This window comes from Pseudomonas peli, assembly GCF_900099645.1.
Classification (GTDB): Bacteria; Pseudomonadota; Gammaproteobacteria; order Pseudomonadales; family Pseudomonadaceae; genus Aquipseudomonas; species Aquipseudomonas peli.
Genome location: NZ_FMTL01000002.1, coordinates 922,891 through 938,281 on the forward strand (window position 1 = coordinate 922,891; position 15,391 = coordinate 938,281).

14 protein-coding genes are annotated in these 15,391 nt (G+C 59.9%); 10 read left to right on the forward strand and 4 right to left on the reverse strand.

All coding sequences use genetic code 11. From position 1 onward, the window contains the following. Positions 1-49 precede the first annotated feature (49 nt). Genes BLO50_RS13145 through phhA form a run of 3 tightly spaced genes read right to left on the reverse strand, consistent with a single transcriptional unit; the run spans position 50 to position 2,442 of the window. Positions 50-1,246 carry an amino acid aminotransferase gene (locus BLO50_RS13145; RefSeq protein WP_090253518.1) on the reverse strand — a complete coding sequence of 399 codons (1,197 nt, stop codon included), beginning with the start codon at positions 1,244-1,246 and terminating at the stop codon, positions 50-52. Beyond that, positions 1,243-1,596 (reverse strand): 4a-hydroxytetrahydrobiopterin dehydratase, encoded by a 354-nt coding sequence (locus BLO50_RS13150; RefSeq protein ID WP_090253520.1) that lies wholly within the window; start codon positions 1,594-1,596, stop codon positions 1,243-1,245. The genes BLO50_RS13145 and BLO50_RS13150 overlap by 4 nt, the downstream gene beginning before the upstream one ends. Before the next feature lie 60 nt (positions 1,597-1,656). Next, positions 1,657-2,442 (reverse strand): phenylalanine 4-monooxygenase, encoded by a 786-nt coding sequence (gene phhA, locus BLO50_RS13155; protein ID WP_090253523.1) that lies wholly within the window; start codon positions 2,440-2,442, stop codon positions 1,657-1,659. 257 nt (positions 2,443-2,699) lie between these two features. Between phhA and BLO50_RS13160 the strand changes: the two genes are divergently transcribed. From BLO50_RS13160 to argR, 10 genes are all read left to right on the forward strand, one after another. Further along, complete coding sequence (locus tag BLO50_RS13160) at positions 2,700-4,253, forward strand: sigma-54-dependent transcriptional regulator (RefSeq protein WP_090253525.1); 1,554 nt, start codon at positions 2,700-2,702, stop codon at positions 4,251-4,253. A 126-nt stretch (positions 4,254-4,379) separates the two neighbouring features. Continuing rightward, complete coding sequence (locus tag BLO50_RS13165; protein ID WP_090253526.1) at positions 4,380-5,453, forward strand: DUF2157 domain-containing protein; 1,074 nt, start codon at positions 4,380-4,382, stop codon at positions 5,451-5,453. Continuing rightward, positions 5,450-6,367 carry a DUF4824 family protein gene (locus BLO50_RS13170; RefSeq protein ID WP_090253528.1) on the forward strand — a complete coding sequence of 306 codons (918 nt, stop codon included), beginning with the start codon at positions 5,450-5,452 and terminating at the stop codon, positions 6,365-6,367. The genes BLO50_RS13165 and BLO50_RS13170 overlap by 4 nt, the downstream gene beginning before the upstream one ends. 388 nt (positions 6,368-6,755) lie before the next feature. Further along, positions 6,756-8,711 (forward strand): acetate--CoA ligase, encoded by a 1,956-nt coding sequence (gene acs / locus BLO50_RS13175; protein ID WP_090253530.1) that lies wholly within the window; start codon positions 6,756-6,758, stop codon positions 8,709-8,711. A 527-nt stretch (positions 8,712-9,238) separates the two neighbouring features. Next, complete coding sequence (locus BLO50_RS13180) at positions 9,239-10,018, forward strand: ABC transporter substrate-binding protein (protein WP_090253532.1); 780 nt, start codon at positions 9,239-9,241, stop codon at positions 10,016-10,018. A 117-nt stretch (positions 10,019-10,135) separates the two neighbouring features. Next, positions 10,136-10,825 (forward strand): ABC transporter permease, encoded by a 690-nt coding sequence (locus tag BLO50_RS13185; RefSeq protein ID WP_090253534.1) that lies wholly within the window; start codon positions 10,136-10,138, stop codon positions 10,823-10,825. 15 nt (positions 10,826-10,840) lie between these two features. Continuing rightward, positions 10,841-11,539 (forward strand): ABC transporter permease, encoded by a 699-nt coding sequence (locus BLO50_RS13190; protein WP_090253536.1) that lies wholly within the window; start codon positions 10,841-10,843, stop codon positions 11,537-11,539. A gap of 10 nt (positions 11,540-11,549) precedes the next feature. Further along, a complete protein-coding gene (locus BLO50_RS13195; protein ID WP_090253538.1) occupies positions 11,550-12,662 on the forward strand; it encodes a succinylglutamate desuccinylase/aspartoacylase family protein in 1,113 nt (370 codons plus the stop codon). Positions 12,663-12,680: 18 nt separating this feature from the next. Further along, the gene (locus BLO50_RS13200) at positions 12,681-13,445 is read left to right on the forward strand and encodes an ABC transporter ATP-binding protein (RefSeq protein WP_090253540.1); all 765 of its coding nucleotides are present in this window, start codon (positions 12,681-12,683) and stop codon (positions 13,443-13,445) included. 67 nt (positions 13,446-13,512) lie between these two features. Next, positions 13,513-14,493: a transcriptional regulator ArgR gene (gene argR / locus BLO50_RS13205; protein ID WP_090253542.1), complete on the forward strand. Its 981-nt coding sequence runs from the start codon at positions 13,513-13,515 to the stop codon at positions 14,491-14,493. A 57-nt stretch (positions 14,494-14,550) separates the two neighbouring features. Here argR and BLO50_RS13210 read toward each other — a convergent pair whose 3' ends face one another. Beyond that, on the reverse strand, positions 14,551-15,378 hold the full coding sequence (locus BLO50_RS13210; RefSeq protein ID WP_090253544.1) for an ion transporter: 828 nt from the start codon (positions 15,376-15,378) through the stop codon (positions 14,551-14,553). Between the last annotated feature and the right edge of the window lie 13 nt (positions 15,379-15,391).

The following is a 15,391-nucleotide window of genomic DNA, read 5'->3' on the forward strand; positions in this document are numbered from 1 at the left end:
GCACATGCTGCTACCAGAGCCCCAGCGCTGTGCGGGGCTCTGGTGCGTGTCAGTCGCAGCAGACGCGCGAAATGGCGCTGGCCAGCTGATCCAGGCGCTCGGCGTCCAGCCCGGCCATATTCGCCCGGCCTGAGCCGACCATATACACGCTGAACTCATCGCGCAGGCGTTGCACCTGTGTTGGACTCAGGCCCGTGTAGGAGAACATCCCGCGCTGCAGCGAGATATGCGCAAAGCGCTCACTCAGACCATACGGTTGCAGGGCTTCAACCAGGCCGCCGCGCAGGCTGGCAACGCGCTGGCGCATGGCGTCCAGCTCGCTGACCCACAGGCTGTGCAGTTCACAGTCAGCCAGGATATTGGCGACCACTGCCGCGCCGTGAGCCGGCGGGGTGGACCACAGATTGCGCGCGATAAACGCCAGCTGGCTGCGCACGTCCTGCAGCTTCGTCGCAGTCTCGGCGCAGACGATAAGCGCACCAGTGCGCTCGCGGTACAGGCCGAAATTCTTCGAGCAGGAACTGGTGATCAGCAGTTCGGGCAACTCGGCGGCAAACAGGCGCACGGCAAAGGCGTCCTGTTCCAGGCCATCGCCAAAACCCTGGTAGGCGAAGTCGATCAGCGGCAGCAGCTCGCGGGCTTTGACCACCTCCAGCACGCGCTTCCAGTCACGCGGGGTGAGGTCGAAGCCGGTGGGGTTGTGGCAGCAGGCGTGCAGCAGCACCACATCGCCTTTGGGCACGTGGGCGAGGGCGGCGATCATCGCCTCGACATTCAGCTGGTTGTCCGCGCCGACATAGGGGTAATGCCCAACGCGTAGGCCGGCGGCAGCAAAGATGCTCTCGTGGATTGGCCAGGTCGGGTCACTCAGCCAGATGCCACGGCCCGGTAGGCAGTGGGCGATAAAGTCCGCGCACAGGCGCAGCGCACCGGTGCCGCCAGGCGTTTGGGTAGCGCCAGCGCGTTCAGCCAGCAGCGGGCTGTCTGCGCCCAGTACCAGCTGGCTAAGCAGGCTGCCAAACAGTGGTTCGCCATGGCCGCCGATGTAGCTCTTGGTTGTTTCGCTTTCCACCAGCCGCTGTTCCGCGAGCTTTACCGCGCGGGGAATCGGCGTCAGGCCCTGGGCGTCCTTGTACACGCCCACGCCGAGGTCGAGCTTGGCCGGGTTACGGTCAGCGCGGTAGGCGTCCATCAGGCCGAGAATCGGATCGCCCGGCACTCGCACAATGCTGTGGAAGTGGCTCACTTGCGGCCCTCGGCACCTGCAGCCAACACATCGGTGCGTGCGGCCATGATGAAGTCGTTACGGTGCAGGCCGCGCATTTCATGGCTCCACCAGGTCACGGTGACCTTGCCCCATTCGGTGAGCAGGGCCGGGTGATGGCCGACTTCCTCGGCGATGGCACCGACGGCGTTGGTAAAGGCCAGGGCATGGCGGAAATTCTTGAACAGGTAGACCCGTTCCAGCTCCATATGATCGTCACGAACTTCGATGTTCCAGTCCGGAATCTCGCGGATCAGTTCGGCCAGTTCGTCATCGCTGACTTTTGGCGCATCGGCGCGGCAGGCTTCGCATTGGGCTTGGGCAAGGGACATGGGGATTCTCCGAGGGTCAAAAGTGAGCCGTAGGATGGGTGTGGGGCCATCCTACAAAGGTTATGCCGCTTTCGGCGGAAACTTCGGTGCATGTAAGCCCAGGCGCATGGCTTGCTGCACCATGGCCATGACGTCTTCATGGGCCAGTTCGAACAGACGCTTAAGTTCCGGAAGAACAAAGTACAACGGTTGCAGGATGTCGATGCGATAGGGCGTGCGCATTGCCTCGATTGGGTCGAAGGCCAGGTGCTGCGGTGCATCGGACAGGCAGTAGAGGGTTTCTTTTGGCGAAGAAAGAATGCCGCCGCCGTAGATGCGCTGGCCCTGGCTGGTATCAACCAGGCCGAACTCGATGGTCAGCCAGTACAGCCGCGCCAGGTACACGCGCTCTTCCTTGCTGGCGGCTAGGCCGAGCTTGCCGTAGGTGTGGGTGAATTCGGCGAACCAGGGGTTGGTCAGCAGCGGGCAGTGGCCGAAGATCTCGTGGAAGATATCCGGCTCCTGAAGGTAATCCAGCTCTTCGGGCGTGCGGATAAACGTCGCTACCGGAAATTGCTTGCTGGCCAGCAGCTCGAAGAAGGTCTGGAACGGAATCAGCGCCGGCACCCGTGCCACGCGCCAGCCGGTGCTGGCTTGCAGCACTTGGTTGATCTCGCCGAGCTGCGGAATACGCTCATGGGGCAGGCCGAGCTGCTCGATGCCGTCCAGGTACTCCTGGCAGGCACGCCCTTCAATCACCTTGAGCTGGCGGGTGATCAGGGTATTCCACACCTGATGCTCAGCTTCCGGGTAATGGATAAAGCCACTGTCATCCGGTTCACGCGCCAGGTATTGCGTGCTCTTCATCACTGCCTCCTGCTGGGGCTTTGTTGTTGTATTGGACTCAGGAATACGCCAGCTCGTGCGGTTATGCAGCCCTGGGTTGGGTCTGGTAAGGGAGAAAAGGGCAGTTATTGCGTAAAGAATTGGTTACGTGGGCGGCGGTGCGGCGAACTATCGTCTTGCTGCTGCGCTAATCTGTCACATATTCTTGACGGATAATCCGCCGGCAACGTCGATTGTTCGTCGTTTACGGTCATAACAAGACCCATAAGAGCCCTGCCATGCGTATCAAAGTCCACTGCCAGAACCGAATTGGCATCCTGCGCGACATCCTCAACCTGCTGGTCGAATACGGCATCAACGTCGCCCGTGGCGAGGTCGGTGGCGAACAGGGCAATGCCATCTATTTGCACTGCCCGAACCTGATCAACCTGCAGTTCCAATCGCTGCGACCTAAGTTCGAGGCGATTTCCGGGGTGTTCGGCGTTAAGCGTGTGGGTCTGATGCCCAGCGAGCGTCGTCATCTGGAGTTGAATGCCTTGCTCGGTGCGCTGGATTTCCCGGTGTTGTCGATTGATATGGGTGGCTCCATCGTCGCGGCCAACCGCAGCGCCGCGCAGTTGCTCGGGGTGCGGGTGGATGAAGTGCCGGGTATTCCGCTGTCACGCTACGCCGAGGATTTCGACCTGCCCGAACTGGTGCGCGCCAATAAGTCGCGGATCAATGGGCTGCGGGTAAAAGTGAAGGGCGATGTGTTTCTCGCCGATATCGCGCCGCTGCAAACCGAGCATGAAGAGAGCGATGCCATGGCCGGCGCGGTGTTGACCCTGCACCGCGCGGATCGAGTGGGCGAGCGCATCTACAACGTGCGCAAGCAGGAACTGCGTGGCTTCGATTCGATCTTTCAGAGCTCCAAGGTAATGGCCGCTGTAGTGCGCGAAGCGAGGCGTATGGCGCCCCTGGATGCGCCGTTGCTGATCGAGGGCGAAACCGGTACCGGCAAGGAGCTGCTGGCTCGCGCCTGCCACCTGGCCAGCCCGCGTGGGCAGTCGCCGTTTATGGCGCTGAACTGCGCCGGTCTGCCGGAATCCATGGCCGAAACCGAGCTCTTCGGCTACGGCCCCGGAGCTTTCGAAGGCGCGCGGCCTGAAGGCAAACTCGGCCTGCTCGAGCTGACCGCTGGCGGCACGCTGTTTCTCGATGGTGTCGGCGAGATGAGCCCGCGCCTACAAGCCAAGCTGCTGCGCTTTCTGCAGGATGGCTGCTTCCGCCGGGTGGGCAGTGATGAAGAGGTGTACCTGGATGTGCGGGTGATTTGCGCCACCCAGGTCGATCTGTCCGAGTTATGCGCGAAAGCTGAGTTTCGCAAAGATCTTTACCATCGCCTCAACGTACTCAGCCTGCATATCCCGCCGCTGCGCGAATGCTTGGATGGCCTGCCGCCTCTGGTGGAGCACTTTCTTGACCAGGCCAGCCGGCAGATCGGTTGCCCGCTGCCCAAACTCGCACCGCAAGTGCTGGACAAACTCAGCCATTACCACTGGCCGGGCAACGTGCGCCAACTGGAGAACGTGCTGTTTCAAGCCGTTTCACTGTGTGACGGCGGGGTGGTCAAGGGCGAGCATATCCGCCTGCCGGACTACGGCGCGCCGCAGCCGCTGGGCGAGTTCTCGGTGGAAGGCGGCCTGGACGAGATTCTCGGGCGCTTTGAGAAAGCCGTGCTTGAGCGTCTGTTCCATGACCATCCCAGCAGCCGTCAGTTAGGTAAGCGTCTTGGCGTGTCACACACCACGATTGCCAACAAGCTGCGTCAGCATGGGTTGGGTAAGGAGTAGCGGGCCTTTAGCCGTAAGGGCTATTCGCAGTTACGAACCCTCTATTGGGTCAGCCCATCGCGGAAAATGTAGCGCTAGAGTGTGCTGATCAGCCTATGACCTGATGGACCCGCAGCAAGGATGGCCATGCCCAACATAAACCGCAGTGATGCCCAGCAACGTGCCGATGACATTGGCGTTTTCAACCGTGAATTGGCTCGTCTTGAGACAGAGCAGGTGTTGAATCTTAGTGACAGCCAGCGTGCCAATTTGCACGGCTATCAGCAGCAATTGCTTAACAGCTACCTGGCGGCTTTCGATATCGATCACGATATCCAGGCTCGGCAGCTGTCGCTGGGCATGCGCATTGCATCGTTTCTCGGCGCGCTGGCGTTGGCGGCCAGTGTGTTTTTCCTGTTCTACCAGTTCTGGGGGCTGTTCGGCACTCAGAGCCAGGTGGCGATTCTGCTGAACGCGAGCATCGCTTCGTTTGGCCTGACACTGTGGGTGCAACGCCTCGATAGCTCGGGCTATTTCAGCAAGCTGGCGGCGTTGGTGGCCTTTACCTGCTTTGTGCTGAACATCGTCATGCTTGGGCAGATCTTCAATATCACTCCCTCGAACAACGCCTTGCTGCCCTGGGCACTCTACGCGCTGCTGCTGGCTTATGCCTGTGGTTCGCGTCTGCTGCTGGCGGCAGGGCTCAGCTGTCTGCTGGCCTTTGTCGCGGCGCGGATTGGCAGTTGGGACGGCATCTACTGGCTGGGTTTTGCCCAGCGGCCTGAGAATTTCATGCTGCCGGCGCTGCTGATCTTCGCGGTGCCGCTGCTGATTAATCAGCGCCGTTTTGACGGCTTTGCGGTGATCTATCGGGTATTTGGCCTGCTTGGGGTATTTGTCCCGGTACTGGTGTTGTCGCATTGGGGCGCGGGCAGTTACTTCGATTATTCGCCCGAGTACATCGAGAATACCTACCAGATTGGTAGCTTTATCCTCGCCGCCCTGGTGATCTGGCTCGGCGTGCGCCGTGGCTGGGCGGATGTGGTGAACACCGGGCTGAGTTTCTTTGTGATTTTTCTCTACACCAAGCTGTTCGACTGGTGGTGGGAGAGCATGCCCAAGTACCTGTTCTTCCTGGTGCTGGGTTTGAGTGCGGTGCTGATTCTGCTGGTGCTGCGGCGCTTGCGTAGCCGCCACGGTTTGCTGGGAGGTGCGCAATGAGCAGCGTGCGTGCGCGTTATCTGATTGCCGGGCTGGTGCTGATCGGGCTGGTTAACGCCATTGTCCTGGCGGGCGTGGCCTGGAATCGCCAGGAGCCCGAGGAAAGCCGCCTACAACTGTCCGAGCGCGAGCTGGGCGCGACCTACGCCTATTGGCGCAAGGACAACAGCAGCTTGGCGCTGCGCCTTGATTACCGCTGGCCGAGCCAGGCGGATGATGACCACTACTACCCGTCGATCAGCGCCGAAAAGATGGCCGAGCTAGGCTTCCATGTACCCACTGAGCTTAACGAGCAGACCGTGCGGCGTTACCGTCGTCAGCTGGACCGCGATGCGTTGCTGGTGTTGGAACTCGATGGTCCGGCTTATCAGCGTGAAGTGGCGCTGCAGGTTGCCGCCCATGCCGAAGCCTTGCGCCTGCAGAAGTCTGTGCCGGACAGCAAGGAGTTGAGCGAGGCGGCTCAGCATGCTGCTAATGCGCTGAACTATGAGCAGCACCGCGCCACTCGCTTGCTGGTGGTCGATGTTGGAATGGATCAGCAGGCATTGCGCGAGCGTTACCCTGATCGTGCGCGCTACGCCATTGTGCGCAGCATCATCGAAGTGCAAGCCAGCAGCGTAGCGACTGACTGGGATGGAGAGGGCGATGACCCGCGCCCGGATAACCAGCGCTGGACCTGGCAGCTCGGCGGTTCGGCCGAAACCCCAGGGGTGCAGAACCTCAATCTGCCGCATCGCTGGCATGCAACGTTCGACAGCCTGCCCCAGCAAGCTGAGCAGCAAAGCGTCGACTACTCGGGTTATCAGAAGCTGTTTAGTGCCGAAGTCGCCTTCGGTCGGCGGCTGGAGCCCTGGTTTGTTGCGTTGAGTGCCAGGCAGGCGAGTACGCTGCAGCCTACGACCAAGGTGCAATAGTGCAGCGCAGCGTGCTGGGCGAAAGTGGCGGCGTTCCAATCCTGCGTGGTTTGGATGCAAGCGTTTCTCCATTCCTCTCCCTGGAATGATTTGGGTAGGCGGTCAGATGACCGCCTTTTTTTATGTTCAGCACATCCATGTGCTTCTCCCTCGACGGGGCTTGCGCGCAAAAACGCTCCTCGCGTTTTTGTGGCGTGCCATCCCTGGCCGCCGCCCTGCGGGCCGTCGCTACGCGACGTTAAAAATTGCTCCCGTCAATTTTTTTGCCTGGAAAAAGCGTCTGCAACCATGGTCGTAGAGCGTTAAGACCATGGTCGAATGGCTCAAAGGTGGGGTCCTGGCTACAAAATGGCCCATAGAACAACAACTACCCACCGAGGTGTTTCTGATGAGTGCTGCGTCCTTGTATCCCGTGCGCCCTGAGGTGGCGGCCCAGTCGCTGACTGATGAGGCCACCTATAAAGCCATGTACCAGCAGTCGGTGATCAATCCTGACGGTTTCTGGCGTGAACAGGCTCAGCGCCTGGACTGGATCAAGCCGTTCACCAAGGTCAAGCAGACCTCTTTCGACGATCACCACGTCGATATCAAGTGGTTTGCCGATGGCACCCTCAACGTGTCCTACAACTGCCTGGACCGTCACCTTGAAGAACGTGGCGATCAGGTGGCGATTATCTGGGAAGGTGATGACCCATCCGAGCATGAGGAAATCACCTACCGCCAGCTGCACGAGCAGGTGTGCAAGTTCGCCAACGCCCTGCGTGGCCAGGATGTGCACCGCGGCGATGTGGTGACCATCTATATGCCGATGATTCCGCAGGCAGTGGTGGCGATGCTGGCCTGTACCCGTATCGGTGCGATCCACTCGGTGGTGTTCGGCGGTTTCTCCCCGGAAGCACTGGCCGGCCGCATCATCGACTGCCAATCCAAGGTGGTAATCACCGCCGATGAAGGCCTGCGCGGCGGTAAGAAAACCCCGCTGAAAGCCAATGTCGACGACGCGCTGACCAACCCGGAAACCGCGAGCATCCAGAAGGTCATCGTCTGCAAGCGCACCGGTAGCCCGATCAAGTGGAACCAGCACCGTGACATCTGGTACGAAGACCTTATGGCCGTTGCGTCCAGCCATTGCGCGCCGAAGGAAATGGGCGCCGAGGAAGCGCTGTTTATCCTCTACACCTCCGGCTCCACTGGTAAGCCGAAAGGCGTGCAGCACACCACTGGCGGCTACCTGGTATATGCCGCGCTTACCCATGAGCGGGTGTTCGACTACAAACCAGGCGACGTCTACTGGTGCACCGCCGACGTGGGTTGGGTCACCGGCCACAGCTATATCGTCTACGGCCCGCTGGCCAATGGCGCGACCACGCTGCTGTTCGAAGGCATCCCGAATTATCCGGACATTACCCGGGTGTCAAAGATCATCGACAAGCACAAGGTCAATATCCTCTACACCGCACCGACAGCGATCCGCGCGATGATGGCCCAGGGTGATGCGGCGGTTGCCGGTGCCGATGGCTCCAGCCTGCGCCTGCTCGGCTCGGTCGGCGAGCCGATCAACCCGGAAGCCTGGAACTGGTACTACAAGACTGTCGGTAAAGAGCGTTGCCCGATTGTTGATACCTGGTGGCAGACCGAAACCGGCGGCATTCTGATCAGCCCGTTGCCGGGTGCTACTGCACTCAAGCCGGGTTCGGCGACCCGTCCGTTCTTCGGCGTGCAGCCGGCGCTGGTGGATAACCTCGGCAATCTGATCGAGGGCGCTGCCGAAGGCAACCTGGTGATCATCGATTCCTGGCCGGGCCAGGCGCGTACACTGTATGGCGACCATGACCGCTTCGTCGACACCTACTTCAAAACCTTCAAGGGCATGTACTTCACTGGTGACGGTGCGCGCCGTGACGAAGACGGTTACTACTGGATTACCGGTCGCGTCGACGACGTGTTGAACGTGTCCGGCCACCGTATGGGCACCGCCGAAATCGAAAGCGCCATGGTGGCTCACCCGAAAGTTGCCGAGGCCGCCGTGGTTGGCGTGCCGCATGACATCAAAGGGCAGGGCATCTATGTCTATGTCACCTTGAATGGTGGCGAGCAGCCGTCCGAACAATTGCGTCAGGAATTGAAAAACTGGGTGCGCAAGGAAATCGGCCCGATTGCCTCACCGGACGTGATTCAGTGGGCCCCAGGCCTGCCGAAAACCCGCTCGGGCAAGATCATGCGCCGTATCCTGCGCAAGATCGCAACCGCCGAATACGATGCACTCGGCGATATCTCCACGCTGGCCGATCCTGGCGTGGTGCAGCACCTTATCGACACTCACCGCGAGATGCAGGCTGCCTGACTTCGGTTGCAACGCCTGTAAACAACGCCCTGTTTCGGCCACAAGCCGGGCAGGGCGTTGTACTTTGTGCTGCATTATCGATTTTCATCTGGGTATTTCGTTGTCACTCGGGTGTAACAACGCGCACTTTTATGGGGTGTGCGGGAACGTTTTGCGCCAAGATGGCGCGTCGTTCGCTGCGGCTGTAGAAATAAAAACTGCCACCAGGCCAGGTAAATAAAGGCCTTGTTAAAACTGGGCGCGTTAATTGCTTGAATCAATGGTTAAATGTCTTTTCTGTCTCTGCATAAATTTCAGAGGCTGTCAATATCCTCGCTATACCCGTCCTGGCCTTTTGTAATTACTTGTCGCATTGAAGAAATATCGACTTCCGAGCTGTCGCTAGAATGCCGCTCACCCGGCTGGGGCCGTCCGGCGCCTGCGTAGCGCGCAGCTTGGCGGTGACTCACTACAATTCATGCAAGGCTGGATGCATACCCGAACAATCTCTGCCAACCGATGCCATTCCCATTCGAAGGAGTCACACAATGAAGAAGATTGCACTTCTCGGCGCTCTGGCGCTGTCCATGCTGTCGCCGTTGACCATGGCTGAAGACGCCAAGCCTCTGCGTATCGGTATCGAAGCGGCTTATCCGCCGTTCGCCTTCAAAACGGCTGATGGTGCCATCAGCGGTTTTGACTACGACATCGGCATCGCTCTGTGCGAAGAGATGAAAGTGGAATGCAAATGGATCGAGCAGGAGTTCGACGGCCTGATCCCAGCCCTGAAAGTACGCAAGTTCGACGCCGTACTCTCTTCGATGAGCATCACCGAAGATCGCCTGAAATCGGTTGATTTCAGCGGCAAGTACTACCAGACCCCAGGCAAGTTGGCGATGAAGGCCGGCACCGTGATCAACGACCCGCTGGTGGATCTGAAAGGCAAAAAAGTCGGCGTACAGCGCGCCTCCACCTACGACCGCTACGCCACCGATATCTTCGCACCTGCCGGTGTCGAAATCGTGCGTTACAGCTCGCAGAACGAAGCCTTCCTCGACCTGACCTCCGGTCGTTTGGACGCCACCTTTGCTGACGTCGTCAACATCGACGATGGCTTTATCAAGACTGACGCCGGTAAAGGCTTCGCCCTGGTAGGCCCAGACTTCGCCGACGAGAAATACATCGGCATGGGCGCTGGTATTGCCGTGCGCAAGGGCGACAAGGCCCTGGCTGACAAAATCAGCGCTGCCATCCTGGCCATCCGTGCCAACGGCAAGTACAAGGAAGTGCAGGACAAGTACTTCGACTTCAACGTCTACGGCGACTGATTTTCCTGACCGCGTCGTCTTCACTCAAAGTGGCGCAAGCCCGCAGCCTGTAGGCCTGCGTCACTTTCTTGTTGTGCTTCCTGGCGCCGCCTGGCGCTTGCATGAGGTAACCAGAGCATGCTCAACGGCTACGGCTCGACAATTCTCGACGGTGCATGGCTCACCCTGATTCTGGCGCTGACCTCGATGGCCGTGGCCATTGTCTTGGGGCTGCTGGGCGCGGCGTTTCGCCTGTCGCCGATCAAGTGGCTGGCGCTGCTGGGCGAAACCTACGCCACGGTGATCCGCGGGATTCCCGATCTGGTGCTGATCCTGCTGATCTTCTATGGCGGTCAGGACATGGTTAACCGTTTGGCGCCGATGCTCGGCTACGACGATTACATCGATATCAACCCCTTTATTGCTGGCGTGTTCACCATGGGTTTTATCTTTGGTGCTTACCTGTCGGAGACCTTCCGCGGCGCCTTTATGGCCATCCCCAAAGGGCAGGCTGAAGCAGGCGCGGCTTATGGCATGAATGGCATGCAGGTGTTCTTCCGCATCCTGGTGCCGCAGATGATTCGCTTCGCCATTCCTGGGTTCACCAACAACTGGCTGGTGTTGACCAAGGCTACCGCGCTGATTTCCGTGGTGGGTCTGCAGGACATGATGTTCAAGGCGAAAAGTGCCGCCGATGCCACCCGCGAGCCCTTCACCTTCTACTTGGCTGTAGCGGCCCTGTACCTGGTGCTGACCAGCGTGTCGCTGCTGGCTTTGCGTTACCTGGAAAAACGTTACTCGGTCGGCATTAAAGCCGCTGATCTGTAAGCGGGGAGCGCAGCGATGATTTTTGACTACACCGTAATCTGGGAAAACCTGCCGCTGTACATCAGCGGAGTGGGCGTCACCCTGAAAATTCTGCTGATTTCCCTGGCGTGCGGCTTGGCCTTGGCCATTCCTTTGGGCTTGATGCGCGTTTCCAAGTCGCCTCTGGTCAACTTTCCAGCTTGGCTGTACACCTACGTGATTCGCGGTACCCCCATGCTGGTGCAGCTGTTTCTCATCTATTACGGCCTGGCGCAGTTCGAGGCCGTCCGTGAGAGCGTGTTGTGGCCGTACTTCTCCAGCGCCACCTTCTGCGCCTGCCTGGCGTTTGCCATCAACACCAGTGCCTATAGCGCGGAGATTCTCGCCGGCAGCCTGAAAGCCACGCCGCATGGCGAGATTGAAGCCGCCAAGGCCATGGGTATGTCGCGTTTCAAACTGTACCGCCGCATCCTGCTGCCGTCGGCCCTGCGCCGCGCACTGCCGCAGTACAGCAACGAAGTGATCATGATGCTGCACACCACGTCGCTGGCCTCGATCGTCACCCTGATCGACATCACCGGCGCAGCACGTACCGTCAGCTCGCAGTATTACCTGCCGTTCGAGGCGTTTATCACTGCCGGCCTGTTCTACCTGTGCCTGACCTTTATCCTCGTACGCCTGTTCAAGCTGGCCGAACGCCGCTGGCTGGCTTACCTGGCCCCGCGTAAGGCCTGAGGAAGAGAGCATGCAGCGTATCGATCATCCACTGCCCTGGGGCTGCCCCGGCACCGAACGCCACGTGAGCGTATTCCGTTTCGGTCATGGGCCGTGCAAGGCCTACATTCAGGCCTCGCTGCATGCTGACGAACTGCCTGGGATGCGCGTGGCGGTGGAACTCAAGCGCCGCTTGCGTCAACTGGAAGCCCAGGGGCGGCTGACTGGGGTGGTAGAGCTGGTGCCGGTGGCTAACCCGATTGGTTTGGGGCAGATGTTCCAGGCGACCCATCAGGGCCGTTTTGAAATGGCCAGCGGGAAGAACTTCAACCGCGACTTTTTTGCTTTGGCCGCTGCCATCGCGCCGGCGCTGGAAGGCTGCCTGGGCAGTGATGGCCCGAGCAATGTGCGGCTGATTCGCGCCGCCATGCAAGCTGCGTTGGAAGCCTTGCCACCCGCCGGATCAGAACTGCAAGGCATGCAGCGATTGTTGCTAAAACATGCCTGCGATGCCGATGTGGTGCTTGATCTGCATTGTGATTTTGATGCCGCAGTGCATCTATACCTGCTGCCACAACAGTGGCCGCAACTGCGCTCGCTGGCTGCACGCCTGCAGGCCGGGGCGGCGCTGACCGTCGAGGATTCCGGCGGCAGTTCATTCGATGAAGCCTGCGCTTTGCCTTGGGTTCACTTAGCCCGGCATTTCCCCCAGGCCGCTCTGCCGCTGGCTTGTCTAGCAGTAACCGTTGAGCTGGGCGGCATGGCCGATACTGGCAAACCAGAAGCCGAAGCCAGCGCCGAAAGCATTTTGGCGTTCCTTGCCGAGCAGGGCCTGATTGCCGGTGACTGGCCGCCAGCACCCGCTGAAAACTGCGATGCCACGCCATTTGATGGCGCGCAATACGCCTATGCCCCGCATGCTGGGGTGGTGAGTTTTCTGCAACCGGTGGGGGCGTGGGTTAAGGCCGGCGATCCATTGTTTGAAGTGATCGATCCGTTGGACGATCGCCACACAACTGTCTGTGCCGTTACAGATGGTGTGCTCTATGCGCGCGAGCGGTTGCGTTTTGCTCAGCCCGGTTTGTGGCTGGCTAAAGTGGCCGGTCGTACCCCTATTCGCCAGGGTCGCTTGCTCAGCGACTGATTCAAGAGAGTGGAAACCATGTACAAACTTGAAGTTCAGGATCTGCACAAGCGCTACGGCAGCCATGAAGTATTGAAGGGCGTGTCACTGGCGGCCAAGGCCGGCGATGTGATCAGCATCATCGGCTCCAGCGGCTCGGGCAAGAGTACCTTCCTGCGTTGCATCAACCTGCTGGAACAGCCCCACGGTGGCAAAATTCTGCTCAACAACGAAGAGCTGAAACTGGTTGCCAACAAAGACGGTGGCCTGAAAGCCGCTGATCCCAAGCAGCTGCAGCGTATGCGTTCGCGCCTGTCCATGGTGTTTCAGCACTTCAACCTGTGGTCGCACATGAGCGCCCTGGAAAACGTCATGGAAGCCCCGGTGCACGTGCTTGGCATGAGCAAGAAGGAAGCCCTGGAAAAGGCCGAGCACTACCTGAACAAAGTTGGCGTGGCTCATCGTAAAGATGCCTATCCGGCGCACATGAGCGGCGGCGAGCAGCAGCGTGTAGCGATTGCCCGCGCCCTGGCCATGGAACCTGAGGTGATGCTGTTTGATGAGCCGACCTCGGCGCTGGACCCGGAACTGGTGGGTGAAGTGCTGAAAGTCATGCAGGATCTGGCGCAGGAAGGCCGCACCATGGTCGTGGTGACCCACGAAATGGGCTTTGCCCGTGAAGTCTCCAACCAGTTGGTGTTCCTCCACAAAGGTGTGGTGGAAGAGTGCGGCTGCCCGAGAGAAGTGTTGGCCAATCCGCAATCCGAGCGCTTACAGCAGTTCCTCTCTGGCAGTCTCAAATAACCCGCGGCAACATCTGCACGCACCCACGCTATGCCCATAATCGCCAACAGAGCCTAAACTGCCCCCCATGAATGCGCACCGAATTGGCTTCCTGCTTTGGCCCACCACCAAGCCCCTGACCCTGGCTTTGGCGGAAGAAGCGCTGCGCGTTGCCCAGCGCGTCCACCCCGAGGTGGTCTATGAGCTGGTGTTCTTGCAGGCCGAAGCGCCGCTTGAGGGCGCGTGGCGGCTACCGGGGGAATCCTGGGTGGGCAAGCTGGAAGGCTGCCAGAAGCTTTTTCTGCTGGCCGATGAACCACCAGGACCGATGCCCGCAGCGCTTTCCGGCGCGCTCAAGCAGCTGGTGCGCGGCGGCTGCGTGATCGGTGCGATTGCCGCCGGGGTTTATCCGCTGGCGCAGCTGGGCCTGCTCGATGGCTACCGTGCTTCGGTGCACTGGCGCTGGCAGGATGATTTCACTGAACGCTTCCCCAAGGTCATCGCCACCAGCCATCTGTTCGACTGGGACCGTGATCGCTTGACCGCCTGTGGCGGCCTGGCCGTGCTTGATCTGCTGCTGGCCTTGTTGGCCCGTGACCACGGTGCCGAATTGGCCGGTGCGGTATCCGAAGAGTTGGTAGTCGAGCGTATCCGCGAAGGTGGCGAGCGCCAGCGTATTCCGTTGCAGAACCGTCTGGGCTCCAGCCACCCCAAGCTGACTCAGGCCGTGTTGCTGATGGAAGCCAATATTGAAGAGCCGCTGACCACCGACGAAATCGCCCAGCATGTCTGCGTATCGCGCCGCCAGCTGGAACGGATCTTCAAGCAGTACCTCAATCGCGTCCCCAGCCAGTACTACCTGGAACTGCGTCTAAACAAGGCGCGCCAGTTGCTGATGCAGACCAGCAAATCGATCATCCAGATCGGCCTGTCCTGCGGCTTTTCTTCCGGCCCGCATTTCTCCAGCGCCTACCGCAACTTCTTTGGCGCCACCCCGCGCGAAGACCGCAACCAGCGCCGCAGCAACAGCCCCTTTGAGCTGACTTCGACGCCAATTGAACGTGGCTGAGTTAATTGAGAACGCATAAAAAAACCGCAGCTCGCTGCGGTTTTTTATTGGCCAAGATTACTCAGGTTTGTCGACCTGCCGCGGAAACAGCGGGTTGCCGCAGCGAGTGCAGAAGGCAGCGCCGTGTTCGTGGGTGTTTTTCGCGCAGCTTGGGCAGTCGTGAATCAGTTCGTCGCCGCCGCGCATGGCGTTAGCCAATTCGGCGGTGAAGATGCCGGTCGGCACGGCGATGATCGAGTAACCGGTGATCATCACCAGGGTCGACAGCGCCTGGCCCAGCGGGGTTTTCGGCACGATATCGCCGAAGCCGACAGTGGTCAGGGTAACCACGGCCCAGTAGATGCCCTTGGGGATGCTGGTAAAACCGTGCGCGGGGCCTTCGATCACGTACATCAGGGTGCCGAACACCGTAACCATAGTGGCGATGCAGGCGAAGAACACGATGATCTTCTGCTTGCTGCCGCGCAGCGCGGTGAGCAGGAAGTTGGCTTGGCGCAGATAGGGGCTGAGCTTGAGCACGCGGAACACCCGCAGCATGCGGATCACCCGAATGATCAGCAGGTACTGGGCGTCGGCGTAGAACAGAGCGAGGATGCCCGGCAGGATCGCCAGCAAGTCAATCAGGCCGAAGAAGCTGAAAGCGTAGCGCAGCGGTTTTGGCGAGCAGTACAGGCGCACCACGTATTCGATGGCGAACAGCGCAGTGAAGCCCCATTCAATGCCTGCCAGCAGAGGCGCGTACTGGCTGTGCACGCTGTCGATGCTGTCAAGCATCACCACCACCAGACTGGCCATAATGGTCAGCAGCAGGTAACGGTCGAAGCGCTGACCGGCTGGGGTGTCGGTGTGGAAGATGATGCTGTACAGCTTTTGCCGCGTGTCCATGGTGTTCTGGCTG